This is a genomic window from Pseudomonas sp. HMWF032, from assembly GCF_003060885.1.
GTDB lineage: Bacteria > Pseudomonadota > Gammaproteobacteria > Pseudomonadales > Pseudomonadaceae > Aquipseudomonas.
Genome location: NZ_QAIG01000013.1, coordinates 88,547 through 110,978, shown reverse-complemented (window position 1 = coordinate 110,978; position 22,432 = coordinate 88,547). Strand labels below are relative to the sequence as shown.

At 59.2% G+C, this 22,432-nt stretch carries 23 protein-coding genes and 1 pseudogene; 14 read left to right on the top strand and 10 right to left on the bottom strand.

All coding sequences use genetic code 11. From position 1 onward, the window contains the following. Positions 1-189: 189 nt before the first annotated feature. From DBR00_RS18210 to DBR00_RS18200, 3 genes and pseudogenes are all read left to right on the top strand, one after another. Positions 190-585 carry a hypothetical protein gene (locus DBR00_RS18210; protein ID WP_177480025.1) on the top strand — a complete coding sequence of 132 codons (396 nt, stop codon included), beginning with the start codon at positions 190-192 and terminating at the stop codon, positions 583-585. Further along, positions 582-1,145 carry a hypothetical protein gene (locus tag DBR00_RS18205; protein WP_256583071.1) on the top strand — a complete coding sequence of 188 codons (564 nt, stop codon included), beginning with the start codon at positions 582-584 and terminating at the stop codon, positions 1,143-1,145. The genes DBR00_RS18210 and DBR00_RS18205 overlap by 4 nt, the downstream gene beginning before the upstream one ends. A 97-nt stretch (positions 1,146-1,242) precedes the next feature. Continuing rightward, a pseudogene (locus DBR00_RS18200) lies at positions 1,243-1,425 on the top strand (transposase); the annotation flags it as partial. 105 nt (positions 1,426-1,530) lie between these two features. Here DBR00_RS18200 and DBR00_RS18195 read toward each other — a convergent pair. The 5 genes from DBR00_RS18195 to DBR00_RS18175 form a co-directional block, all read right to left on the bottom strand. Further along, a complete protein-coding gene (locus tag DBR00_RS18195) occupies positions 1,531-2,331 on the bottom strand; it encodes a transporter substrate-binding domain-containing protein (RefSeq protein ID WP_108486217.1) in 801 nt (266 codons plus the stop codon). A 382-nt stretch (positions 2,332-2,713) separates the two neighbouring features. Continuing rightward, the gene (locus DBR00_RS18190; RefSeq protein WP_158271579.1) at positions 2,714-3,301 is read right to left on the bottom strand and encodes a TMEM175 family protein; all 588 of its coding nucleotides are present in this window, start codon (positions 3,299-3,301) and stop codon (positions 2,714-2,716) included. Between the two features lie 65 nt (positions 3,302-3,366). Beyond that, positions 3,367-3,942, bottom strand: a complete 576-nt coding sequence (locus DBR00_RS18185; protein ID WP_218276639.1) for an antibiotic biosynthesis monooxygenase — start codon at positions 3,940-3,942, stop codon at positions 3,367-3,369. Positions 3,943-4,000: 58 nt separating this feature from the next. Further along, positions 4,001-4,615, bottom strand: a complete 615-nt coding sequence (gene ycaC, locus DBR00_RS18180) for an isochorismate family cysteine hydrolase YcaC (RefSeq protein ID WP_108486219.1) — start codon at positions 4,613-4,615, stop codon at positions 4,001-4,003. 397 nt (positions 4,616-5,012) lie between these two features. Further along, entirely contained in the window at positions 5,013-5,717 is a 705-nt protein-coding gene (locus tag DBR00_RS18175) for a pirin family protein (RefSeq protein ID WP_108486220.1), read from the bottom strand. Between the two features lie 163 nt (positions 5,718-5,880). Between DBR00_RS18175 and DBR00_RS18170 the strand changes: the two genes are divergently transcribed. Then, positions 5,881-6,813 (top strand): LysR family transcriptional regulator, encoded by a 933-nt coding sequence (locus tag DBR00_RS18170; RefSeq protein WP_108486221.1) that lies wholly within the window; start codon positions 5,881-5,883, stop codon positions 6,811-6,813. Between the two features lie 204 nt (positions 6,814-7,017). Here the strand turns inward: DBR00_RS18170 and DBR00_RS18165 are convergent, their stop codons facing one another. The 3 genes from DBR00_RS18165 to DBR00_RS18155 all read right to left on the bottom strand — a co-directional run bounded on the left by DBR00_RS18165 (position 7,018) and on the right by DBR00_RS18155 (position 9,469). Next, entirely contained in the window at positions 7,018-7,443 is a 426-nt protein-coding gene (locus tag DBR00_RS18165; RefSeq protein WP_108486222.1) for a BLUF domain-containing protein, read from the bottom strand. Between the two features lie 163 nt (positions 7,444-7,606). After that, positions 7,607-9,013 (bottom strand): FAD-binding oxidoreductase, encoded by a 1,407-nt coding sequence (locus DBR00_RS18160; protein WP_108486223.1) that lies wholly within the window; start codon positions 9,011-9,013, stop codon positions 7,607-7,609. A gap of 60 nt (positions 9,014-9,073) precedes the next feature. After that, positions 9,074-9,469 carry a YkgJ family cysteine cluster protein gene (locus tag DBR00_RS18155; protein WP_108486224.1) on the bottom strand — a complete coding sequence of 132 codons (396 nt, stop codon included), beginning with the start codon at positions 9,467-9,469 and terminating at the stop codon, positions 9,074-9,076. Between the two features lie 245 nt (positions 9,470-9,714). Between DBR00_RS18155 and DBR00_RS18150 the strand changes: the two genes are divergently transcribed. The 7 genes from DBR00_RS18150 (at position 9,715) to DBR00_RS18120 (ending at position 19,130) form a co-directional block, all read left to right on the top strand. After that, positions 9,715-13,305: a DUF2339 domain-containing protein gene (locus DBR00_RS18150; protein WP_108486225.1), complete on the top strand. Its 3,591-nt coding sequence runs from the start codon at positions 9,715-9,717 to the stop codon at positions 13,303-13,305. Further along, complete coding sequence (locus DBR00_RS18145) at positions 13,302-14,672, top strand: DUF3999 domain-containing protein (protein WP_108486226.1); 1,371 nt, start codon at positions 13,302-13,304, stop codon at positions 14,670-14,672. Before DBR00_RS18150 ends, DBR00_RS18145 begins: the two co-directional genes overlap by 4 nt. Positions 14,673-14,866: 194 nt before the next feature. Beyond that, complete coding sequence (locus DBR00_RS18140) at positions 14,867-16,510, top strand: histidine kinase N-terminal 7TM domain-containing protein (RefSeq protein ID WP_108486227.1); 1,644 nt, start codon at positions 14,867-14,869, stop codon at positions 16,508-16,510. A gap of 105 nt (positions 16,511-16,615) precedes the next feature. After that, positions 16,616-17,623 (top strand): class 1 fructose-bisphosphatase, encoded by a 1,008-nt coding sequence (locus tag DBR00_RS18135; RefSeq protein WP_108486228.1) that lies wholly within the window; start codon positions 16,616-16,618, stop codon positions 17,621-17,623. A gap of 3 nt (positions 17,624-17,626) precedes the next feature. Then, the gene (locus DBR00_RS18130; RefSeq protein WP_108486229.1) at positions 17,627-18,244 is read left to right on the top strand and encodes a DUF924 family protein; all 618 of its coding nucleotides are present in this window, start codon (positions 17,627-17,629) and stop codon (positions 18,242-18,244) included. A gap of 68 nt (positions 18,245-18,312) precedes the next feature. Further along, positions 18,313-18,567 carry an outer membrane protein assembly factor BamE gene (bamE, locus tag DBR00_RS18125; RefSeq protein WP_108486230.1) on the top strand — a complete coding sequence of 85 codons (255 nt, stop codon included), beginning with the start codon at positions 18,313-18,315 and terminating at the stop codon, positions 18,565-18,567. After that, complete coding sequence (locus tag DBR00_RS18120) at positions 18,567-19,130, top strand: lipocalin family protein (RefSeq protein ID WP_108486231.1); 564 nt, start codon at positions 18,567-18,569, stop codon at positions 19,128-19,130. The genes bamE and DBR00_RS18120 overlap by 1 nt, the downstream gene beginning before the upstream one ends. 15 nt (positions 19,131-19,145) lie before the next feature. Here DBR00_RS18120 and DBR00_RS18115 read toward each other — a convergent pair whose 3' ends face one another. Beyond that, on the bottom strand, positions 19,146-19,580 hold the full coding sequence (locus tag DBR00_RS18115) for a hypothetical protein (protein ID WP_108486232.1): 435 nt from the start codon (positions 19,578-19,580) through the stop codon (positions 19,146-19,148). A gap of 123 nt (positions 19,581-19,703) precedes the next feature. On the opposite strand from DBR00_RS18115, the gene pip reads away from it, so the two are divergent. Both pip and dtd read left to right on the top strand, forming a co-directional pair. Continuing rightward, entirely contained in the window at positions 19,704-20,675 is a 972-nt protein-coding gene (gene pip / locus DBR00_RS18110) for a prolyl aminopeptidase (protein ID WP_108486233.1), read from the top strand. Further along, complete coding sequence (gene dtd, locus DBR00_RS18105; RefSeq protein WP_108486234.1) at positions 20,672-21,109, top strand: D-aminoacyl-tRNA deacylase; 438 nt, start codon at positions 20,672-20,674, stop codon at positions 21,107-21,109. Before pip ends, dtd begins: the two co-directional genes overlap by 4 nt. Here dtd and DBR00_RS18100 read toward each other — a convergent pair. Next, entirely contained in the window at positions 21,072-21,647 is a 576-nt protein-coding gene (locus DBR00_RS18100) for a DoxX family protein (RefSeq protein WP_218276638.1), read from the bottom strand. The two genes, dtd and DBR00_RS18100, sit on opposite strands and share 38 nt — an antisense overlap. An 85-nt stretch (positions 21,648-21,732) precedes the next feature. Between DBR00_RS18100 and DBR00_RS18095 the strand changes: the two genes are divergently transcribed. Next, positions 21,733-22,293 carry a TetR/AcrR family transcriptional regulator gene (locus DBR00_RS18095; protein ID WP_218276637.1) on the top strand — a complete coding sequence of 187 codons (561 nt, stop codon included), beginning with the start codon at positions 21,733-21,735 and terminating at the stop codon, positions 22,291-22,293. Positions 22,294-22,432: the final 139 nt, after the last annotated feature.

Below are 22,432 nucleotides of genomic sequence, written 5' to 3'. Positions count from 1 at the left end.
AGTCGCGTCTGTGCGGTGCCCTGAAAGCCGCACCGCGTCTTGGTTGCAGCCGCATCGACAGGGAAAGTCGCGTCGGGTGATACTGTTGGTCCAAAAGGAACTGCCGCGGCTGAAGTCCCAGCTACCTCTGCAACTACACGGGTAGGGCTGCGGGAAGACCTCGCAGCGCAAGCCGGAATCCCTCGAAATATGGTGGAAGCCCCGGCGAATGTTTGGGGGAAATCCATCGATGATATTCAACAGTCGTTCAAGATGGATGGTGCCAAGCTCACATATGTGCCACCAAGACCTGGAACATCTGGTAACGCGCAGGTGTACAAAGTTGAAGGTGGTACAACTGGGATTAAGACGGTTCAATATAGTCCATCTACTGTTAATGCGCCGATCAAATCAGTGCATGTGGGTGAGTACTATAAAATTACATATGTTGATGGTAGTAAGGCTAAGGTTATTGATCCTTCGACTTATAGGCCGAAATTCCAGGGGCCTTCTAAGCCAATTTATGACGCAAATACGACATATTTGAATCCGCAAGGGCAGAAGGTGAAGTTCAATCCTGCCACCAATACATGGGTTTCTGAATGATGCCGCTAGAAAGTTTTTCTGTAACTTGGGATGCTCAAATTATTCCTGGTGTATCACTTGCAGGTATACCATTGCATGCTAGTGCTGCTGATCTAGAGGCTGTGCTTTCCAGATATTTGGTGGATAAGAATTCTTTGCGGTATAGGTTTGAAGGGGCGCCAGACCTTCGTTTAAGTTGGTATGGTCTGGAGGAATGCGGAAGCGGCGGTTATTCTTTTTCGCTTTTTGATGATGAGATTGTCAGCGAATTCAAAAAGGGAGTTCCTGCATTATCTGTGCTTATTAGTGGTGGGAGGGTGTGTGCGGTTAAAGTTTATGACTTTAGCTTTCCAGACGAGCCTGCGCATAGGTTTGTCTATAAAGGGCTTTTGTCAGGAAGCATAGGTTTGGGAAGTCTTGTGTCGGACATTTTGCCATTTACTGGCTTAGAGTTTGATGAGGCCGAAGAGTGGTTTTATACCGGTCGCGATTATGGTGTCCTTGAAGTTACGGGGTGGGGGGTGCCTCTGAAGGAGGAACCGAACCAGCTTATTACAGCTATATGTGTAATTCCTGGATGATAAGTTCTACATATAGAAAAAAGGGGACAGATTTATTTTTCTAGCTGAGGGGCGGGTTAATAAATAAATCTGTCCCCTTTTCCCTGTCCCCTGTCCCCTGTCCCCTTTTCCCTTTTCCCTTTTCCCTTTTCCCGTCCCCTTTTCCCATGACCGCCAGGTGGTGTTTGCTGCTGCCGAAGATTATCAGCGCTATCTCACGGATCTTCGCGAGCTTAAAGATGTATTTGGGGTAAAGGTCTACGCCTACTGCCTGATGACCAATCATGTTCATCTTTTGCTGGAGCTAATGGGGTCGGAGTGATTTATTTTTGATCAATTAGGAATGGTCAACTGCTAGATAATTCACTCCGACCCCATTAGCTTTAAAAACTGATGTCGCGCGAAATCAAAGATCATTTCCTTTGTATTGAGATAACAACTGATTCATCAAGGTTTTGTTTTCGCGAACTTGAGCTATTGCCTCCCAGATTGCCTGCTGCCTTTCTGCGGGGAAGTTGCTGCTGATAGAAAAAGCGGCAAAATAAGATTTTGAGTTGAAAGGCACCGTTTGTATCTTTAATTTATCTTTGAAGGACGGATGTTCAGCAAACAGCTCTGCCATATTGCGAAGCGTGACCACGCTACCGTTGTCTTGAGTCACTAAGCGCAGCAACGTTGCGAGGTCCCCTTTTGACGTGCTGTCCACGTCGTTGAGGCCACCCGCTTTAAGGTCAGCGCCAACCGAATAACCTTGCGGCACCATCACCGGTTTGGGTAAGTCAAGTATGTTGCCTTCAAACTCATAGGGGTTATCCTTGCGGTTAACCACAACATATTCAGCTTGAGTTAATCGAAATGCAGACGCATTGGTGCTGCTCGCATCTGCCGGATAGCTTAGAAACTCGGTGCGTGCTTCCACATACGAAGCCCTCAGCACCATCTGTACTTCGCCTTTACGCGCCTGTTCAAGGCAAGCAACCCAATCCATAGGTCTAATGCGAAAACGGTCACCGCTAATTTTGCCGGCTTCGTTGAGCATGTCGACATAGAGTCCTTCAGCCTTATTGATTTGTACAAAAGTGAAGGGGTACCAGTAGGCTTTATCAGTACAAACACTGATGGCATCCTCGCTCAGTGCTGGCAAGCAATAGCCACTGAGCGCCAAAAACATACTCAATGAAGCAGAAGCCGTTCGTTTGCTGGCCATTAGAGCCTCCGGATAACCAATGATCTAAGGTGATTGACCGCTCTCTAACCCTAGGTCTGCTCCCCCAAAAATACAATTATTAGACGTGGGGCAGGCGTAAGCGCCCCATTAGCCGCGCCCCATGACAAGACCTTTTTCAGGCGGCCGGAGCTGGCGAGCCGCTCTGAGGCAGCAGCGCTGCGTGGCCATCGAGGGTGTTGATCAGCTGCAGGCGTTCGAGCGTGTGGCGCAGGTAAGCGCAAGATTACTGGCCGTTGGCCTTGGTGGTTTCCACCAGGCCATAGAGCTGGTGCGATCGAAGTAAGCTGCTGAGGCCGACTGAAACCGTGATCTATCCGCTGTTATCCCTTTGTGTGGATGGCGGGTACCTGTTAACGGTTTGTTATGGGTTTGTTCTTTGTGTGCAACTTTTTTCAATATGCTTGTCTGGCATCAGCCAGGCACATGCCACCAGAAAGTAAATTATTAAACTGAGCACAGGTGCAAAAAACGCGCAAACTATGCCGGTCAGGTAGGCCAGCATCGACAACTTGGTCTTGCCCGTCATGGCACACAGCCTCTGTACTTCCGGGTTGTCCGCTTCTTCTTTGGCGACAAACTGTGTCAGCAGAGACCAGGCGAAACTGGACAAAAATAAAATCCCTCCATAAAACGCCAGCGGGTATGAGCTAATAAAGTGCTTTCCCACCCAGCCACTGGCCATGGGAAGAATGGATAGCCAGAAAAGTAAATGTGAATTGGCCCAGAGAATCTTCCCGGTCACCTTGGTTGCGGAAAACCAAAGGTGATGATGGTTGTTCCAATAAATACCCACGTAGATAAACGTCAAAATGTGGGCAGTGAATTCAGGAATCAGGGGGACTAGAGATTCCCAGTTGGTGAACTCTGGGGGTTTGAGGTTGAATACCAGAATGGTAATGGTGATTGCCAGTACTCCATCGCTGAACGCTTGTAATCGTGCTGAATTCACTACGGTTACCTTGAAATAATTCAAAAAAGAGCGAGTGGTTTACTGTCGTTGGCTGAAGACTGGGTTCAACGGTAAAGCCATTTGGCGACCATGCGCGTATAGCGAGGCATGATTACATACACCATCAGTCCCACAATGCATGTTGCTACCAGCAGTTTGCCAAAGAGCATCGCGGGCAGCCCTTGCCCAGCACCCAGCAGGGGGGCAAGCAGTGCCGGTACGATCACCGTTAGTGGAAAAATGGCAGACAGGGTGAGCAGGAACTGCTTCCAGGAAACCGGCGGCTTGACCGTCGGCGGCGTAAACCAGAAATCCAGTCCGGTCTGCACCACGTAACGGTCACCTTTCTCAAGTAGGTGTTCAATACGCTGCAGAAACTCGCGTCGCACGTCAGACTGCATCCAGCGTTGCAGGGCCTCTATGCCTGAAAAACGAATGATCACGGTGAAGGTAGTGAGATTGCCAACCGGGCGGATCACGTCGGTGGACAAATAGCCTGGAATCTCTCTACAAGCCTCTCCTACATCCTCCAGCCACCGTTCGTATTCGGGCCAGCCATTGCGGCGGGGTTGGTGCACGATGATGGCCGTGACGGTTGTATCTGGGCTGCTGGAGTCAATTGCATGGTTTGTGGCGGTCATGGCAGGCCTATGTCGGGCAAGAAAGCGCACCCGCATTTTTGCAGATGCGCTCCGGGATTTACTTAGCGTTGTAGCTGGTCATCAGGTTTTTGTAGTCGGGAATATGGTTTGCGCAGAGCGTTCCCAGACCTTCGACATCATTGCGCCAGTCACGATGCAGTTCGCAGGCCATGCCAAACCAGGTCATGAGTTGCGCGCCTGCTGTCGACATGCGGTTCCAGGCGGAGTCGCGTGTCAGCTCATTGAACGTGCCAGAAGCGTCGGTAATCACGAACACTTCGAAGTCTTCTGCAATGGCGTCCAGTGCGGGGAAGGCTACGCACACTTCAGTAACTACGCCCGCGATGATGAGTTGCTTTTTGCCGGTGGCTTTGACTGCCTTGACGAAGTCCTCGTTATCCCAGGCGTTGATTTGGCCCGGGCGAGCAATATAAGGCGCATCCGGGAAGAGCGCCTTGAGCTCGGGCATCAGGGGGCCGTTGGGGCCTTGTTCGAAACTTGTAGTCAGTATGGTCGGCAGACCGAAAAACTTGGCAGCATCGGCAAGCGCCATAACGTTGTTTTTGAAGCGATCTGGCTCGATATCACGAACCAGTGACAGCAGGCCGACCTGATGATCCACCAGCAGGACAGCGGCATTGTTTTTGTCGAGCTTGACGTAAGGCTTGCTCAAAGGGTTCTCCTTGGTTTTTTTGGTATGTGCGGCGAGTGTTGTTTGCCTGTGGTCGGGGATGCCGCACGAATCCCCGCAGGTTTTTAATCAGCGTTAGGCAGATAAATCAGGTGAGGTGTGTATTGATAACGGAAAGAGACTAGGGGCGTTCCCAATTTGTGTCAGGAACTAAGTTCGCAGTGCAAAAATAATACGCCCACCCAGATAACCGTTTTATTACCGGCTCGCTTGTTCAGTTTGATTGCTCAGGACACGAGTCGTATGAATGCACTTCACTTTTTCGGTTTTTCTTTATGAAGTTATTTTTTGCTCAACGAACTTGGCTCATCTGGAACCTGCATGATGATCCTGACAGTAAGATCGCCAAGTACTTCTTTGTGGCAGCTGTCCCTTAACGTTAGGCTGCGACGTCGACCAGTACGATTTCGGCGGCTTCCTCTGCGGTCACGCGGATCGACTGCTCACCGGAAATCGCCGCACCATCCTGGGCCTGCAGCGCGATGCCATTGACGGTCACGCTGCCGCGTGCGGCGACCAGGTATCCCCGACGACTCGCATCTGCAAAGCGGTATTCCAGGGTTTCCCCGGGGCTCAGCGCTGCACCCAAAACCCGCGCGTTGGCGCGTATCGGCAATGCCTCTGTGTCATCTGCCAGGCCACTCGCCAAGGTGACAAATCGCCCGCAAATGTCGCCTTTTGGGAAGGGCTTGGTTCCCCACGAGGGCGGACCGCCAGGCTGGTCGGGAATGATCCAGAGCTGAAAGATGCGGGTGATGCCCTGTTCGAGGTTGAATTCGGAGTGCCTGATGCCGGTTCCGGCGCTCATCACCTGCACATCACCTGCAAGGGTTTTGCCCTTATTGCCGAGGTTGTCCTGATGAGTGATGGCCCCCTCGCGCACATACGTGATGATTTCCATGTCGGCATGCGGATGCGGCGAAAAGCCGCTGCCCGGTTGAATCGTGTCGTCGTTCCAGGCACGCAAGGCGCCCCAGTTGTTCCTGTCAGGATCCGCGTAGCTCGCGAATGAGAAATGATGACGGGCCTGTAGCCAGCCATGGTCGGCATGGCCGAGGCTTGATAAGGGGCGACGTTCGATCATGGTAGGGTACTGCTTTAAGATGGTTTAAATAAGGATAATAAGCGTTAATGTTTTCCTTAAAAATAGCAACAATGGAATAGCACCATTTCCATTTTTGCTTAGATGACTGGGCCAGTCAGACAATCCGTTGGCGGGCCGGGAAGGTGATGACTGGAGTGTGCGCTTGAACAAACTTCCTGATCTAGAGGCATGGGCGATCTTCGCCAAGGTTGCCCAAACCGGTTCATTCGTGCAGGCCGCAACGGAGTTGTCGCTGTCGCAGGGGACGGTCTCAAAAGCGATTACCCGGCTGGAGGCGCGGGTCAGGAGCATGCTTTTTCACCGCACCTCGCGCAGCATGACGCTGACCGACAGCGGTGTGATCGCCTTGGAGTTTGCCAACAAGATTCTTGAGGAGGGGTTGGCGGTCGAAGCCGAACTGACGGAACAGGCGGTCAATCTGCACGGGCAAGTGCGTGTGACAGCGCCGATGTCTTTCGGGCTTTCGTATGTCGCGCCTGCGCTGCCGGGGTTTATGGCGCAATATCCTGATATTGCGCTCGATATCGATTTCAGTGACGCGTTGGTCGACCTGATCGAACAGCGATTCGATCTGGCTATCCGGATTGCCAAACTCTCTGATTCGAGCTTGCTGGCGCGGCGCTTGTGCACGGTACGCATTCTTCTGGTCGGTTCGCCCGCCTATTTCGAGCAGCATGGCCGGCCTAGGCATCCTCGCGATCTCGCCGGGCACCGGGCGCTTCAATATGCCTATTCCCCTAAGGGTGAGAGCTGGCGGTTCCAGCATCCGCAGCATGGTGAATTCACGCAAACGATGCATGCGCCGTTGCGAGTGAACAACGCGGAAGCCTTGGTGCCAGCACTCCATGCTGGGCTTGGGCTGGCATTACAGCCTGAGTTTCTTGCCTGGCAGGAGATTCAATCAGGACGGCTGGAAACCGCCATTGACGACTGGGAGGTCGAACCTATTGCCTTGCATCTGGTCACCCCGCCCGGAAGGCGGCGTCCCGCGCGAGTACAAACGCTGATCGATTACCTGGGCGATTACTTTGCCACGGTGCCGTGGGCTCACGGAACCGGGCCGGAGCAGGCGTGAATTGGCCGCCCAGATCGTGGGAAAGGAGGCGATTTAATTTCCCGGTTGGTGAGGGCGCCAATCAGTAAAGCTGTCCCCCTGTTGCTTTTCCTAGCTGACTAAAAAGCCTCCGCAGGCATGAGCCTGCGGAGGCTTTTTGTTGGCACTGTTCGCCGGGGGCGGCGACGGTTCTGCCAGGTCATCATTTAGCGTTTGCATCGGTTATCAGGTTTTGGCGATCTGAAAGCGTTCACGCAGCCCCATGAGCAGACCGAGGCAATTGGAGCCGTTCATTTGATACGGCCGGAAGTCATCATCGACACCAAAGCGCAGCAGCAGGTCGCGTGTCAGTTTGGTGATGGGAACATACGCCATGCTCCATTCAGGGAACTGGCGTTCGTCAATCTCGCTGACCTGCAGCAGCAGGAGTTGCTCATGCCGCGAGTCCAGGGCGATGTGTTGATAGAGTTGGTTGACGGCAGTGCGTCCGCCTTCCAATACCTGCAGGAAGAATTCGCCGTTAAAGGCCAGCATGCCGGTGATGCCAACCTTCGCATTGTGTTGGCGAGCGACCTGTAACAGGGCGTCAATTTCATGAGCGCCTAATCCGTTTACCACCTTACTTACATAAAGCAGCCGCACAAGGTACATGGTTATTCTCCTTTTACCATTGGTCAGGCAAACGATAGATGCTCCGCATGGTTTGTGCTGCGCAGAAAGGTTGCATTGTGCAAATTCAGATCAGTGGATTGCGACGCCAATCGCGGCGCGTTGACGGGGGCAGCAAGTGCCTGGCCCAGGTGCTGGATGGGTCTTAGCGCATTAATTTTTCCAGACGGGCGGCCACAGTGCGGGCCATTTTACGCCGCCAGGGGGCGCTGTTTGGGTTGGCCAGTACGCGGTCTTCGAGGGCAAAACTCTGGATGATGGCGTTGTAGCCGAGCCAGCGCAGGGGTTCCGGCTCCCAGCGCGGGAGTCGGTTCAGTGGCTGGTCGCCCAGTACCCAGGGTTGGCGGGTTAGCTCGCTGTGTTGTCCGAGGATCAGGTCAGCCAATGTGCGCCCACCGAGGTTGCTGGCGCCGACGCCTTCGCCGCCATAACCGCCTGCCAGGGCAATGCCGCTGCGCCGGTCGACCAGCATGTGCGGTCGAAAACGCCGTGCCATGCCCAGGTTGCCGCCCCAGGCATGGGTGATGCGCACGTGCCTGAGTTGGGGGAACAGTTCCGCGAAGAGGTAGCGGCGCAATTCGCGCTCATGTTCATGCAGGTTGAAGTCGCTGCGCAAACGCCCGCCGAAGCGATAGCCGCCGCGTGCGCCGAATACCAGTCGGTTGTCAGCGCTGCGTTGGCCGTACGTGACCTGGCGGCTGTTTTCACTGAAGGCCTGGCCCCGTTCCAGGCCGATGTCAGCCCACACTTCCTTGGGCAGTGGCTCGGTAGCTACCAGCAGGCTTTGCACGGGTAGCTGATGCTTGCCCAGCGGTGGGAGGCCTGCTGCGTAGCCTTCAACCGCCGGGACAATCCAGTCAGCACGTACGCTGCCGGTGGCCGTGCGCAGCAGGCCGTTTTGCCAGTCGAGTACGCGGCTTTGCTCGTACAGTTCAACGCCCATGGCCAACACGCAGCGGGCCAAGCCGCGTACCAGCTTGGCCGGTTGGATGGTGGCGCAGTGAGGGCTGTAGAGTGCACCGTAGGCCTTGGCCAGTTGCAGTTGCTTACCCAGGTCAAAGGGCGTCAGCCAGCGGTAATCCGTTTCATCCAGGCCCTGGGCGCGCAAATCAGCCAGCTGCTGTTGCAGGCTGCTGCGCTGCTCGGGATAGCGTGCGGCGCAGTACAGCACGCCGCCTTTGCGGTAGTCGCAGGCAATCTGTTCGCGCTCGAGGACGCTGGCGACTTCATCCGGGATGCCGTGCAGCAATGCGTGGGCGCTGTGCCGTGAGGCATTGGACAGGCCGGCCAGCATGCGTTCCTGGCCGAGCAGGTTGCCCATCAGCCAGCCGCCGTTGCGCCCGGATGCACCGAAGCCGGCGATCTCGCTTTCGAGAATGACGATGCGCAGTTGTGGCGCCTGGCGTTTCAGGTAGTAGGCGGTCCATAGGCCGGTGTAGCCGGCACCAATGATCGCCACGTCGACCTGCAGGTCTTCGCACAGGGCTGGGCGCGGGGTGAGCGTTTTGCCCAGTTGGTCCATCCACAGGCTGAGGGTATGCCATTGCTGCATCTGGGTAGGCCTATTGCGGGTAATGGCCTTTAGCGTAAACCAGTACAGCGCAGCCGGAACTTAGCTCTTGGGTTTATAGGCGCAATAACCTGGGCGCGGGCCGATTCGTGGGTGGTTGCGGCAGGTGTCCGGGCGTTTGTCGTAGATGGTGCACAGGCGGGTTTTGCGATCGAGGTAGTAGCAGTCGTTGTTGCTCATGCGGGTGAGGGTGAAGATGCCCGACTTCTGATGGAAACGTTCGACGATGCCGTCCTTCTGCAGGCGCTTGGCGATGTTCTTCAGCGGTTCGCTGCGTTCGAACTCATCGACCACGCCGATGCGGATCAGGTCATTCAGACGTGCCTCGACCGGCAGCGTGCAGCAGCTGGACATGCAGCTGTGGCACATGTCGGCAGTGTATTTGGCCCAGGTTTCCAGGCGGTCGAGTTCGGCGGCAGCAATCAGGTTGTTTTTCATCAGCGCAGGCAGGCATCAGTTGTACGGCGCGCGATGATAGCGGCCTGACGGCGCTTGTGGATGACTATCTGCCAACTGGTCATCTTTTGTGCTGTTTGCGGACGGGCGAATTTCTTGTTGTGCTGTGATGCGTGCGGCATTCGTCTCTCTGGGTATGCACCGGTCGTGCTCCTATACTGCTGCGCAGTTTGCGCCGGGTGCCGGGCAACGGGATGTTCGGGTTTAGCTGAATAGGAACGCGCTGCATGCAATGGATCTTCATGCTGGTGGGGTTGGTGCTCGGGGCGTTGGCAGATGAGACGCTGACGGCGTCACTGCTGGGCGCTCTGATAGGCTTGGGCCTTGGCCAGGCGCTCAAACTGCAGGGGTTGGCGCGCGAGAATGCTGCGCTGACGGCGCAGCTCAAGGCGTTTACGCAGCGCTTCGAGCAAGGCACTGCGGCGCTGTATGAGCGCTTGCTCAAGTTGGAGCAGGCCGCCATGCCAGCTGCCGAGGTGCCGCCTGTGTCGGAACCGATCAGCTCCGTTGTCGAGCCTGCACCTGAACCTATCGTGAGTGCTCAAGCGGCCCAGCCTGAACTGGACTGGACCCTGGATTTTGTCCTGCCAGAACCAGCTTCCGAGCCTGTCACTGTCATGCAGTCCGTGCCTGAGCCCGCTGTCGCGTCGATCGAAACGCTGCCCGCTACACCCAGGAGGCCTGCTGAACCGCGTCAGCCAACCTTGCTTGAGCGGGGCTTTGCGGCGGCGAAGGACTGGCTGCTGGGCGGTAATACGGTGCTGCGTGTCGGTGTCGTACTGCTGTTTCTCGGCCTGGCCTTCTTGCTGCGTTACGCCACCGAAGGCGTGGTGGTGCCGGTGGAGTTGCGCTATGCCAGTGTCGCCGCCAGTGCCGTGGCGTTGCTGGGTTTGGGCTGGTGGCTGCGTCTGCGTAACCCGAACTATGCCTTGATGCTGCAAGGCACCGGGATCGCAGTGTTGTACCTGACGGTGTTCGCTGCGATGCGCCTGCACCCGCTGCTCGCCCCTGGTATAGCGCTGGGGCTGCTGGTGCTGGTGACGGTGTTCTCGGCGATCCTGGCGGTGCAACAGAATGCCCTGGGCCTGGCGGCTGCAGCGGCATTGGGTGGTTTCGCCGCGCCGATCCTGACCAGTACCGGCAGCGGCAACCATGTGGCACTGTTCAGCTATTTCGCCCTGCTCAATGCCGGAATCTTTGCCATCGCCTGGTTCAAGGCCTGGCGCCTGCTCAATCTGATCGGTTTTGTCGGCACCTTTGGCATCGGCTTCGCCTGGGGCATCCGCTCCTATAAGCCGGAACTGCTGTGGAGCACCGAGCCGTTCTTGATTCTGTTTTTCCTGATGTATGTGGCCATTGGTCTGCTGTTTGCCCGGCGCAAGCTGCATGAGGCTCTGGACGCGCCCGAGGACCGCGACGCACTGCTGCGCTGGGCGGCGCGCAAGGGCGACTATATCGACGCCACTGTGCTGTTCGGTCCGCCGCTGGTGGGTTTTGGCTTGCAGTTTGCGCTGGTGCAACACCTCGAATTTGCTGCGGCGTTCAGTGCGCTGGCGCTCGGACTGTTCTATCTGCTGCTGGCGCGGCTGCTGGTCGGCCGCACCGGTGATCGTGCCGGATTGCTGGTAGAAACCTGCCTGGCACTGGGTGTGGTGTTCGGCAGCCTGGCGATTCCCTTGGGTCTGGATGCGCGCTGGACTTCAGCCGCCTGGGCGGTGGAAGGTGCGGGTATCTACTGGCTCGGTTTACGTCAGCAGCGCAGCTTGGCGCGGGCGTTTGCTCTGCTGCTGCAGGTGGGGGCGGCGCTGGCATTTGTTATGGGCTTGCGCGGCGGCGAGCTGACCCTGTTGGACGGTGTGCCGCTGGGCGCGTTGATGCTTGGCGTGGCCTTGCTGTTCAGCTACTGGCAGTTGCGGCAGAACACGCAACACGCCAGCAGTTGGGAAGTGCGTGGTCTGCCGGTGCTGGCCTGCGCCGGCCTGGCGTTTCTCTATCTGCTTGCGCCGTTGCTGTTTGCTGCCCAGGGCACGGCGATCAGCTGGGCGTTGGCCGGTCTGCTGACGTTATGGCTGGGTTTGCGCCTGCAGGCGCGCAGCTTCCTGTTCAGTGCCTTTACCGTGCAATTGCTTGGTGGTGTGGTGTTTATGCTGGAGATGGCCGGCAATGCGGCCACCGGCATGGGCGGCTTCTCTGCCGGCTGGCAGGGCTTGCTGACTTCGTCCTTGATTGGTTTTGGCCTGATCGCCGGCATGCTGCTGGCCGCCCGTGATCCGCAGGTGGGTAACGACCGCCGCCTGCTGCGCGGGCTGTCGGTTGTGCTGCTGGTTGGGCTGGTGTTTCTCAATCTGGCAGTGCTGTTTGTGCTGCCCTGGGCGACGGCCAGTGCGGTATGGGGCGGCAGCGGGTTGCTGATCATCTGGCTCAGTTTGCATCTGCAGCAGCGCGCCAGTTTTGTCTTCGGTCTGTTGTTGCAGGTGCTGGCGGGGCTGGTGTTTCTCGCAGTCAGTCCGCTGCTGTTCGGTCAGTTGTCGGTCGAGGGGCTTCGGCCGCTGGCTCATATGGATTTCTGGACGCCGCTGGTGCTCGGTGTCGCCGCCTTGATCGGTGCCTGGCGCTTGCAGCAATTGGCGCGCCGCGAGGCGCCCAGCGCCCTGGGTCATTTCAGTTTGCTTGGCCTGGCGCAGTTACTGTTGGTCTGGGGGGCCGCCTGGTGGGCGCTGGCGCTGAGCAGTGAAGTGCTGCGCTTTGTCGCCGCTGAATGGCAGGCAAGTGCCTTGCTCGCGTTGCTGGCGGCCAGTGTGGCCTTGGCCGCGTTTTTGGCCCCGCGCACCCGCTGGGCCGAACTGGCGCTGCTGTGTTGCCTGCTGACACCGCTGGCCGGTGTGGTGTTGCTGTACGCCTGGCATCAGCACTATCACCCGGCCGCACAGTTTGGCTGGCTGGCCTGGGCGCTGCTGTTTGCCGTGCACTTCTGGGCGTTGCGACGGTTGGCGGTGCAGTTGCCGGCTGGCGCGCTGAGCGCCGCCCATGTGCTCGGTTGCTGGTTGCTGCTGGGCGTGCTGGCGCTGGAATTGCGCTACCTGCTGTTGGCTCTGTCGGAGCATTACAACGCCTGGCGCTGGCTGGGTTGGGCGCTGCTGCCGAGTGTCTACCTCTGGCTGATGGCGCTGCCACGGCGCTGGCCATGGCCTGTCGTGGCCTATTCGCGGGAATACCGCTTGCTGGCGGCGGCCCCGCTGGCGTTACTGATGCTGGGCTGGTTCTGGCTGGCCAACGTGGTCAGTGCCGGGGATGCTGAGCCTTTGGCCTACCTGCCGTTGCTCAACCCACTGGAGCTGGGCCTGCTGTTTGCCCTGGGTGCGGTGTTCGCCTGGGCGCGCCTGGGCCTGGCCGAGCTGGGCGTGGACGGTGTGCACAGTCAGTGGCTGACTCAGGCTGTGGCGGGGGCTTCGCTGTTCGCCCTGCTGACCGCGATGGTGATGCGCACGGCCCATCACTGGGGCGGCGTGCCTTATCAGCTGGATGCATTACTCGATTCGATGCTGGTGCAGGCTGGCTTGTCGATTGTCTGGACGCTGATCGCGCTACCGCTGATGGTGCTCGGTAACCGCCGTGGCCGGCGCGAGCTGTGGCTGATCGGCGCGGCGTTGATCGCTCTCGTAGTGGCCAAGCTGTTCTTCGTCGAATTGGGTAACCGCGGTGGCCTGGAGCGCATCGTGTCGTTTATTGGGGTGGGTGTATTGCTGCTGGTCGTGGGCTATTTCGCGCCCCTGCCGGCACGCAAGGCGGATGTGGATCAGCCGCAGGAGCAAGCATGATCAGTCGTTTAATTTACCGCGTGGGCAGCGCTGCCTTGCTTGGCTTGCTGTGCGGCGCGCCAGTCCTGGCGCAGGAGCAGCCTGGCGACTATGCCGTGCAATTACCGCTGAGTCTCAGTGGCGAAGGCCCCTGGTATCGTTTGGATGTGCCGATGGCGCTGCATTTCGCTGCGCGTTATGGCGATCTGCGCGACCTGCGGGTGTTTAACGCGGAAGGTCAGGCCCTGGCTTACGCCCTGGTGGCGGGGCAGGGTGAGTCGCGCGACAGCCAGCAGGAGCAGGCGGTCAAGTGGTTTCCGCTGTATGCCGAGCAGGGCGACAGCAGCGCCACGCCGAGCCTGCGGGTGCAGCGCAGCACCAGCGGCACGCTGATCGAGTTGCTTGATGAGGCGAACTCCTCAGCCACCCCCGCCTTGCTGCGTGGCTGGCTACTGGATGCCAGCGCATTGGACGAGCCGCTGGTGCGCTTGCAGCTGGATTGGAGCGGCGGCCAGGACGGTTTTCAGCGCTTCAGCATCGAGGCCAGTGATGACCTGCAAGGCTGGCAGCCCTGGGGCAGTGGTCAGCTGGCGCGCTTGTCTTTCGACGGTGAGCGTATTGAGCAGCGCCAGATCGAGCTACCGGGGCGCAAGGCGCGTTATCTGCGCCTGCTCTGGCAAAGCCCGCAACAAGCGCCACAGCTGACGGCAGCCAGTTTGCGTAGCCAGCGCAGTGATAGCGTGTCGGCACCGCTGGTGTGGTCGCAGCCGCTGGCGGCTACGCGCAGCCCGGATGGTGAATATCAGTGGCAGCTGCCCCTGGCCTTGCCGCTGGAACGGTTAAAGGTTGAGCTTACGCAGGCCAATAGCCTGGCGCCGATCCGCGTTAGCGGACGCAATGAAGCCAAGGGTGCTTGGCAATCACTGACACAGGGGCTGCTCTATCGGCTGCCGGAAAATGGCGTGGAAATCCGTCAGGACGAGCTGGCACTGCCCGGTTGGGCGGTGCAGCAGCTGCGTCTGCAGGTGGATGAGCGAGGCGGCGGCCTGGGCGGCGAGCCACCGCAGATCAAGGTAGCGGTGCGCGCCACCCAGCTGGTGTTTCTGCAGCGTGGCAGCCCGCCCTATCGGTTGGCGTTGGGGCGCAGCGGGGCAGCGTCGGCGGCCTTGCCGCTGACGACCCTGATTCCTGGCTATCAGCCGCAGCGCCTGCAGCAACTGGGCACAGCCGAAGCAGCGTTGCAGGCCGCTAACCTGGCACAGCAAGAGCGGGCAGCGGTGAGCGATAGCGGCTGGAAGCGTTGGGGCTTGTGGCTGGTGTTGTTGCTTGGGGTTGGACTGCTGGCGCTGATGGCGGTCAGTCTGTTGCGTAGCCCGAAGGCTGAGTAGAGTCCTCTAACAGAAATAAAGCCCAGCTACCTAACGAAATTTGCAGTATGGTTGGCACCTTCAATTGATTGGCGTTTGAGGTCAGGAAGGCCCTTGCGTATTTCTATTTTGACCCGTGTTTGGGTAGCGCCTGAGTGGTTTTGCGGTGTTTTTGACCGAATTGCCAGGCCAATAGCTTTGGTAGAACCCAGCCGATGAATGCCTGCGGAAATTCCTCCTGGGCGTTGAGTGGGCCATTGATACTCACCTGCCTGGTCTGTATCGGGGTGCTGCTGTTGACCCGTTGGGTGACTCGGCAGCGCTATTTCCCCGGGCGCGAGAGTTTTATCGTGCTGCACCTGGCCAGCCTCTGGTGGATGGTGGCCGCAAGCCTGGAGATGGCCGCGCAGGGCGCACAGTGCAAGGTGTTCTGGGCGAGCATGGCCTGGCCGGGAATTCTTGTCGCGCCCACCTTCTGGGCGATCTTCCTCTGGCAATACGTCAACAGCGTGCGGCAACCGTTGCCGCTGCGCAGCGTGCTAGGGTTGGCCGTGGTGCCGGTGCTGATTTGGCTGATGGCCCTGAGCAACCCCTGGCATGGTTTGTTCTATGGCGCAGGTACCGCGCCGCTCAGTGATGAGCCGGGCGCGCCAATCCGTTATGAGCACGGGCCGTTGTTCTATGCGGCAGCGGCATACGTTTATCTGTTCATGACGTTTTGCATGGGCGTAGTGCTGCGCGCGGCTATCGTCAGTTACGGCGTGCATCGGCGTCACTACCTGGCGTTTGTCTTCGTCACGGCCGTGCCCTGGGTCGCCAACATCAGTTACGTGGTATTTGGCTGGATGCTGTTCGGCTTCGACCCGACGCCGTTCAGCTTTGCCTTTACCCTGGTGGCCTTTGCCTGGCTGATCGTCGGGGTACGTCTTTTTGATCTGCTGCCCGTGGCCCGGCACTTGTTGCTGGAAGCGCTGCTTGATCCGGTTCTGGTGGTGGATGCTCAGTTGCGAGTGATTGAAGCCAATCCGGCGGCGTTGAAACTCGCCAGTTTGCGCAGTGGTTGGCAGGGCCGCCCACTGCTGGACTGGCCGATTCTCGGTGCTGATCTGCAGCAATTGCTGGGTCAGCACCCGCCTGGTGAGCAGGATTGTCTCCTGACATTGGCCAACTCCGCACGCTACTTCGAGGTGCGTATCCGGGCGATCGAACGCGTCACGCGCCAAGGCGCTCAGGTGCTCGGGCAGATGCTCTATCTGCGCGATGTGACCCAACGCCACCTTAGTGAGTTGAAACTGGCCGAAGCGCTCGCCTTGAGTGAGGAGCGCCTGCGAACCATCAGCAGCCTGCATGAGCAGTTGCAGCAGCAGGCGCTGTGCGATCCGCTGACCGGTTTGTATAACCGGCGCTATTTGGATGAGTTCTTTGCCCGTGAACTGACCTTGGCGCAGCGCGAATGTTCGCCCATTGCCCTGGCTCTTATCGATCTTGATCACTTCAAGCAACTGAACGATGAGCATGGCCATCTCGAAGGTGACGATGTGCTCAAGGGCGTAGCCCAGCACTTGCTGGAGAACCTGCGTAGCTCTGATGCCGTGTTTCGTATCGGTGGTGAAGAGTTCCTGCTGATCTTGCCAAGAGCCGATGCCGCGGAGGCGCGTGCGCGCCTGGAGGGGATCTGTCGCGATCTGGCGGCTCATCCGCTGTCCACTCGTGGAGGTGCGCGCTATGTCACCCTGTCGGCTGGTCTGGCGCTTTGGCCTGCGCAGGGGCATGTGCTGGACGAGCTGCTCCAGGTGGCGGATGCGGCGCTCTATCAGGCCAAGCATGAAGGCCGTAACCGGGTCTGCAGCCTGGCCTGAGTCAGGTGTTGTCAGGCCGTGCCTTCCCTTCCATCCAGCGCAGAGGCGCTTTTCCCGCTAAAGGGGTAAACTGCGCGCGATTTTTCTTCCTTCCCGGAGCCGTCCATGTCCCGCGTTACCCTCAGCCGCTATCTGATCGAGCAGACCCGCAGCCACAACACCCCGGCCGATCTGCGTTTCCTTATCGAAGTGGTCGCGCGCGCCTGCAAGGAAATCAGCCATCAGGTGTCCAAAGGTGCATTGGGCGGTGTGCTGGGTAGCATGGGCACCGAGAACGTGCAGGGCGAAGTGCAGAAGAAACTCGACGTGATTTCTAACGAGATTCTGCTGGAAGCCAACGAATGGGGCGGTCACCTGGCCGGCATGGCGTCGGAAGAAATGGACAATGCCTACCAGATTCCCGGCAAGTACCCGAAGGGTGCCTACCTGCTGGTATTCGACCCGCTGGATGGCTCCAGCAACATCGACGTCAACGTTTCGGTCGGCACCATTTTCTCGGTACTGCGCTGCCCAGACCGCAATGGCGAAGAGGGTGATCTGGGCGAAGAGGCCTTCCTCCAGCCGGGTACTCAGCAAGTGGCTGCCGGTTATGCCATCTACGGCCCGCAGACCATGCTCCTGCTGACCCTCGGTGAAGGCGTCAAGGGCTTTACCCTGGATCGCGAACTGGGCAGCTTTGTGCTCACCCACGACAACATCAAGGTGCCGGAGTCGACCAAGGAATTCGCCATCAACATGTCCAACCAGCGCCACTGGGAGGCGCCGGTGCAGCGCTATGTCAGCGAATTGCTGGCGGGTGAAGAAGGCCCGCTGGGCAAGAACTACAACATGCGCTGGATCGCCTCGATGGTGGCCGACGTGCACCGCATCCTCACCCGTGGCGGTGTATTTATGTACCCACGCGACAGTCGTGAGCCGGAGAAACCGGGCAAGCTGCGCCTGATGTACGAAGCCAATCCGATGTCGATGATCATCGAGCAGGCTGGCGGTGTGGCCACCAATGGCACCCAGCGCATTCTCGATATCCAGCCGACGTCCCTGCACCAGCGCGTCGCCGTCTTCCTGGGTTCCAAGGAAGAAGTGCTGCGCATCAGCGCCTATCACCGCGAGTAAGCGGTGAACGTGCCCTGGCAGCCGTTGCTCGACTGGTGGTTCGGTGCGGCCGGCTGCGGCCCCGGTGTGACGGCGGCCGAGGTGGCTGCCAGTCGTACTGCGCTGTGGTTCGGCAAACAGGACTACCAGGATGACCAGGCGCGCGAGCAGTTTGCTGCGCTGGTCGAGCAGGCGCTGGGCAACCAGCTGCAAAACTGGCAGGGCCAGCCTGAAGGCTGGCTGGCGACACTGTTGTTGCTCGATCAGCTGCCACGGATGATCTTTCGCGATACATCAAAAGCCTTTGCCGGTGATCCGTTGGCGCGTGCTCTGGTTCAGCACGGGCTGGCGCAAGGCTGGGATCAGGCATTGCCGCCGATCCAGCGGGTGTTTGCCTATCTGGTGCTGGAGCATGCCGAAGATCTGCAGCTGCAAGATCAGGCCGTGCAGCGCTTTGAGGTGTTGCATACGCAGGTCGCAGACACCGAGCGCGAGCTGTTTGCCGGCTATCTGGATTATGCCGAGCGCCACCAGCGGGTAATCGCCCGTTTTGGTCGATTCCCCCACCGCAATCAGATTCTTGGCCGCTGCAGCAGTGCCGAGGAATCTGCCTTTCTGCTGGAACCAGGCTCACGCTTCTAGCGTCGAAGCAAGCAAGCTCGGTATGGCTATGCCAAGCTGGTTTGGCCCATTTTCTCAGGAGTAATCCCATGCCTCTGCGTGTCGTCGCACTACTCGCCGGTTGCCTGCTGCTGGTTGCCTGCAACAAGGTCAACCAGGACAGCTACGCCCAGCTCAAGCCCGGCATGAGCAAGGATGACGTCGAACGCCTGCTCGGCGGCCCGGATGAGTGTGCCGGTGCTCTGGGTATGTCCAGCTGCACCTGGGGTGACGAGCAGCGGTTTATCAGCGTGCAGTACGCGGGCGACAAGGTCATGCTGTTTTCCGGCAAGGGGCTGAAGTGATGCGTCTGTTCGCCGTGTTGAGCGCTGTGCTGGCGCTGGTCGGTTGCGTTAATTCAGGTACCGGTGTGGTGCCGCCGCAGACTGTGGACAAGGTCGACCTGCAGCGCTATCAGGGTACCTGGTACGAAGTAGCCCGCCTGCCGATGTTCTTCCAGCGCAACTGTGCGCAATCCGAGGCGCACTACCGGTTGCAGGACGACGGGGCTATTGGGGTAGTAAACCGTTGTCGGACCTTCAATGGCGAGTTGCAGGAGGTCAAGGGGCAGGCCGTGCCACAGGTGCCGGGGCAAACCAGCAAGCTCTGGGTGCGTTTCGACAATTGGGCCAGCACTCTGCTGCCAGGGCTGACCAAGGGCGACTACTGGGTGCTCTACCTGGATGAGAACTACCAGACCGCGCTGGTCGGGCATCCCAACCGTAAATACCTCTGGCTGTTGGCGCGTGATCAGGACATCAGCCCGCAACACCGTGCGACCCTACTGGAAGAGGCGCGCAAGCGCGGCTATGACACCCGCGAGCTGATCTGGCGGCGTACTGAGGCCGAGATGGCCTTGCCGCGCTGAGGGCTGTTGCCGGCGTTACTTCCAGCTCAGGCGCGCCAGCTTCCAGTCATCGCCATCCAGCCACCATTCCAGTTTCACGCTGTAATGGCGTGCGCTGTCAGGTATCAGCCCCTCGGCACCCGAAAGGGCAACCTGCGCCTCGGTGTGGCCTTTCTCACGGTAGGTCGTATCGAGGTGACTGTCCTTGCTCAGGGCCAAGACTTTGATGTTCTTGTGGCGCATAAACAGCAGCAACATGGTGCGCTGCGCCCACTCGCGGTCGAATTCGCCCTGGGCCGAGAACTGCGGGTGCAGTTGGTCGAGCACCGCGCTGGTGCTCTTTGCTTCCAGATTGTCCTGCAGCTGCTGCAGCGCTGCTGCCAGGGCGGCCTGCGGGTCATCCTTGCTGCCGCAGCCAGCGAGCAAAGTGCAAAACATCAGGAAAACTAAGGCAATTATCCGTGTTGGCATGCTCAACTCCTGTTTCATGGTTATGATGCCCGGCAGAGCTTAAAGCGGTTGCGTCCGTGGTTGTTCGGCGCAAGGCCGTCAACGTTACGCCGCGCATTATTCAGGTCAAGTCAGGAGCATGCCATGCAGACCTTGTATCCGGAGATTAAACCCTACGCCCGTCATGAGCTGGCGGTGCAGGCGCCGCACGTGCTGTATGTGGACGAAAGCGGTTCACCGGATGGTTTGCCTGTGGTGTTTATTCACGGCGGGCCAGGTGCCGGCTGCGATGCTGCGAGTCGACGCTATTTCGACCCCAATCTGTACCGTATTGTCACCTTCGATCAGCGTGGCTGCGGTCGCTCCACCCCGCACGCCAGCCTGGAAAACAACACCACCCAGGCATTGATCGCCGACATGGAGCAGATCCGCGAGCACCTTGGCATCGACCAGTGGGTGCTGTTCGGCGGCTCCTGGGGCTCGACCCTGGCGCTGGCTTACGCCCAGGCCCATCCGCAGCGCGTGCACGGGCTGATTCTGCGCGGCATCTTCTTATGCCGCCCGCAGGAAATTCAGTGGTTCTATCAGGAAGGTGCAAGCCGCCTGTTTCCCGATTACTGGGAGGATTACCTCGCGCCGATCCCGGCGGATGAGCGCGCTGATCTGGTGCAGGCCTTCTACAAACGCTTGACTGGTCCGGATCAGATTGCCCAGATGCACGCGGCCAAAGCCTGGTCGACCTGGGAGGGCCGCACCGCCACCCTGCGCCCGAACCCGCAGGTGGTCGACCGCTTTAGCGAGGCGCACCGCGCGCTATCGATCGCTCGCATCGAATGCCATTACTTCGTCAATAACGCCTTCCTTGAGCCCAATCAGCTGCTGCGCGACATGCCGAAAATCGCCCACCTGCCTGGGGTGATTGTGCATGGCCGTTATGACGTGATCTGCCCGCTGGATAACGCCTGGGCGTTGCACCAGGCCTGGCCGAACAGCGAGCTGCAGATCATCCGCGATGCCGGCCATTCGGCCGCTGAAAGCGGTATTACCGATGCCCTGGTGCGTGCAGCGGACGAACTGGCGCGACGCCTGCTCAACCTGGCGCCGGACGAAGCATGAAAGCACTGATTCAACGGGTGCGTGGCGCCCGGGTAGACGTGGCGGGTGAAGTGGTTGGCGCGATTGATCAGGGCCTGCTGGCGCTGGTCGGCGTTGAGCCGCATGACACTCCGGCCAGCGTCGATAAAATCCTGCACAAGCTGCTCAACTACCGCGTATTCAGCGATGCGGCCGGCAAGATGAACCTGTCGCTGAGTGATGTCGGCGGCGGGCTGTTGCTGGTTTCGCAATTCACCCTGGCCGCCGATACCAAGAGTGGCCTGCGCCCCAGTTTCACTCGCGCCGCGCCGCCGGCACTTGGCGCTGAATTATTCGACTTGCTGGTGGCGCAGGCCCGCGCCCGGCACCCTCAGGTCGCCACCGGGCAATTCGGGGCCGACATGCAGGTGCACCTGATCAATGACGGGCCGGTGACGTTTCTGCTGGAGAGCTGAGCCGACGTCGATCTGCCTGTGCGGCGTGAGCTTGAGCTTCTGGCCTCTTGGCGGGTTGCGGGCCGTGCGTCGCAGCATCGGTTTTGGCTTGGCCAATCAACTCACCGGCGTACAGCGCCCAGAGAATGATCAGCGGCTGAAAGGGCAGGCGCAGCCAGTAGTACCAGGTCGCCGCAGGCAGGCCTTCAACCTGCAATCCATCTACGGCGTTCTTGATATTGGCCGGGAACACGCAGACGAAATAAATCGCCAGGGCAATGGCGGCATAGCGCCTGAAGCGTGGCAGCAGCAGGCCGATCGCACCTGCCAGTTCGCACAGGCCAGTGAAGAGCACCAGTTGCAAAGGATAGGGCAGGTAGCCCGGCATCATGGCCAGGTAACGCTCGGGCGTCAGCAGGTGGTCGGTGCCCGCCATCAGCAGCGCCACGACCATGGCCAGGCGCATGCGCTGGGGCCAGTCAGCCACGCCAGGGACGCCGCAACGGTGAGCCAATGCGGCCAGTAGAGTCAGGCTGAGCAACAAGGCAATGAATAGCATGAGTCCTCCTAATGTGCCGACTGGTAAGGCTAACCGAGCTCGCGGCATAATGTGGGCGTCGTCAACATATAAGGAGATGTTGTCAGTGTCAACACGCAAGCAGGAACAGCCCTATCACCATGGAGAGTTGCGCGGTGCGCTGCTGCTCGCCGCGACCGAACTGTTGGCTGAAGGAGGGCTGGCATCCATTAGCCTGCGCGAAGTCGCACGTCGAGCGGGTGTCTCGCATAACGCGCCCTACCGCCATTTTGCCGACCGCGACAGCCTGCTGGCGTCTCTGGCAATCCAGGGGTTCGTTCAGTTGGGACAAGAGATGGGCCGGCAGTCTGGCGGGCTGGCCGAGCTGGGACAGTGCTATGTGCGTTTCGCCCTGGCGCAGCCGGGGCATTTTGGGTTGATGTTCGGTGCCACCCTGGACAAGCGCCGTTATCCCGAGTTGCAGCAGGCCTCGGCGGCCTTGCACGCGCGTTTGGCCGCGGCCGTGCAGGTGGCCGCGCCACAGCGCGCTCAGCCGGTCGCGACCCTGGCGGCATGGAGCCTGGTGCATGGTCTTGCTCATCTGCTGCAGGAGCAGCAACTGAGCGAGGCCCTGGGAACAGATGAATTGACCGAGCAGGTGACACGACTGTTCGTCAGCCTGCTCTAAGGCATTTCAGCGGCGCAGGGCTGCGACCAGAAAGCCCTGCTGATTCTGGCCGGAGTTGCATTTCGCTGCCGCCCCCGTTGCGTTTGGTGTCTTCTTCGCTGCTGCTCTTCGGGTGTTCTTTGAGCCTTTCAGTTGACTG

Bases quoted from the DNA above. Each gene is read 5' to 3' on its own strand.
- DBR00_RS18210 (WP_177480025.1), top strand. From the start codon at position 190: ATGGTGGAAGCCCCGGCGAATGTTTGGGGGAAATCCATCGATGATATT.
- DBR00_RS18205 (WP_256583071.1), top strand. From the start codon at position 582: ATGATGCCGCTAGAAAGTTTTTCTGTAACTTGGGATGCTCAAATTATT.
- DBR00_RS18195 (WP_108486217.1), bottom strand. From the start codon at position 2,331: ATGGCCAGCAAACGAACGGCTTCTGCTTCATTGAGTATGTTTTTGGCG.
- DBR00_RS18185 (WP_218276639.1), bottom strand. From the start codon at position 3,942: ATGACCGCCACAAACCATGCAATTGACTCCAGCAGCCCAGATACAACC.
- DBR00_RS18175 (WP_108486220.1), bottom strand. From the start codon at position 5,717: ATGATCGAACGTCGCCCCTTATCAAGCCTCGGCCATGCCGACCATGGC.
- DBR00_RS18165 (WP_108486222.1), bottom strand. From the start codon at position 7,443: ATGTACCTTGTGCGGCTGCTTTATGTAAGTAAGGTGGTAAACGGATTA.
- DBR00_RS18160 (WP_108486223.1), bottom strand. From the start codon at position 9,013: ATGCAGCAATGGCATACCCTCAGCCTGTGGATGGACCAACTGGGCAAA.
- DBR00_RS18155 (WP_108486224.1), bottom strand. From the start codon at position 9,469: ATGAAAAACAACCTGATTGCTGCCGCCGAACTCGACCGCCTGGAAACC.
- DBR00_RS18150 (WP_108486225.1), top strand. From the start codon at position 9,715: ATGCAATGGATCTTCATGCTGGTGGGGTTGGTGCTCGGGGCGTTGGCA.
- DBR00_RS18145 (WP_108486226.1), top strand. From the start codon at position 13,302: ATGATCAGTCGTTTAATTTACCGCGTGGGCAGCGCTGCCTTGCTTGGC.
- DBR00_RS18140 (WP_108486227.1), top strand. From the start codon at position 14,867: ATGAATGCCTGCGGAAATTCCTCCTGGGCGTTGAGTGGGCCATTGATA.
- DBR00_RS18135 (WP_108486228.1), top strand. From the start codon at position 16,616: ATGTCCCGCGTTACCCTCAGCCGCTATCTGATCGAGCAGACCCGCAGC.
- bamE (WP_108486230.1), top strand. From the start codon at position 18,313: ATGCCTCTGCGTGTCGTCGCACTACTCGCCGGTTGCCTGCTGCTGGTT.
- DBR00_RS18120 (WP_108486231.1), top strand. From the start codon at position 18,567: ATGCGTCTGTTCGCCGTGTTGAGCGCTGTGCTGGCGCTGGTCGGTTGC.
- DBR00_RS18115 (WP_108486232.1), bottom strand. From the start codon at position 19,580: ATGCCAACACGGATAATTGCCTTAGTTTTCCTGATGTTTTGCACTTTG.
- pip (WP_108486233.1), top strand. From the start codon at position 19,704: ATGCAGACCTTGTATCCGGAGATTAAACCCTACGCCCGTCATGAGCTG.
- dtd (WP_108486234.1), top strand. From the start codon at position 20,672: ATGAAAGCACTGATTCAACGGGTGCGTGGCGCCCGGGTAGACGTGGCG.
- DBR00_RS18100 (WP_218276638.1), bottom strand. From the start codon at position 21,647: ATGCTATTCATTGCCTTGTTGCTCAGCCTGACTCTACTGGCCGCATTG.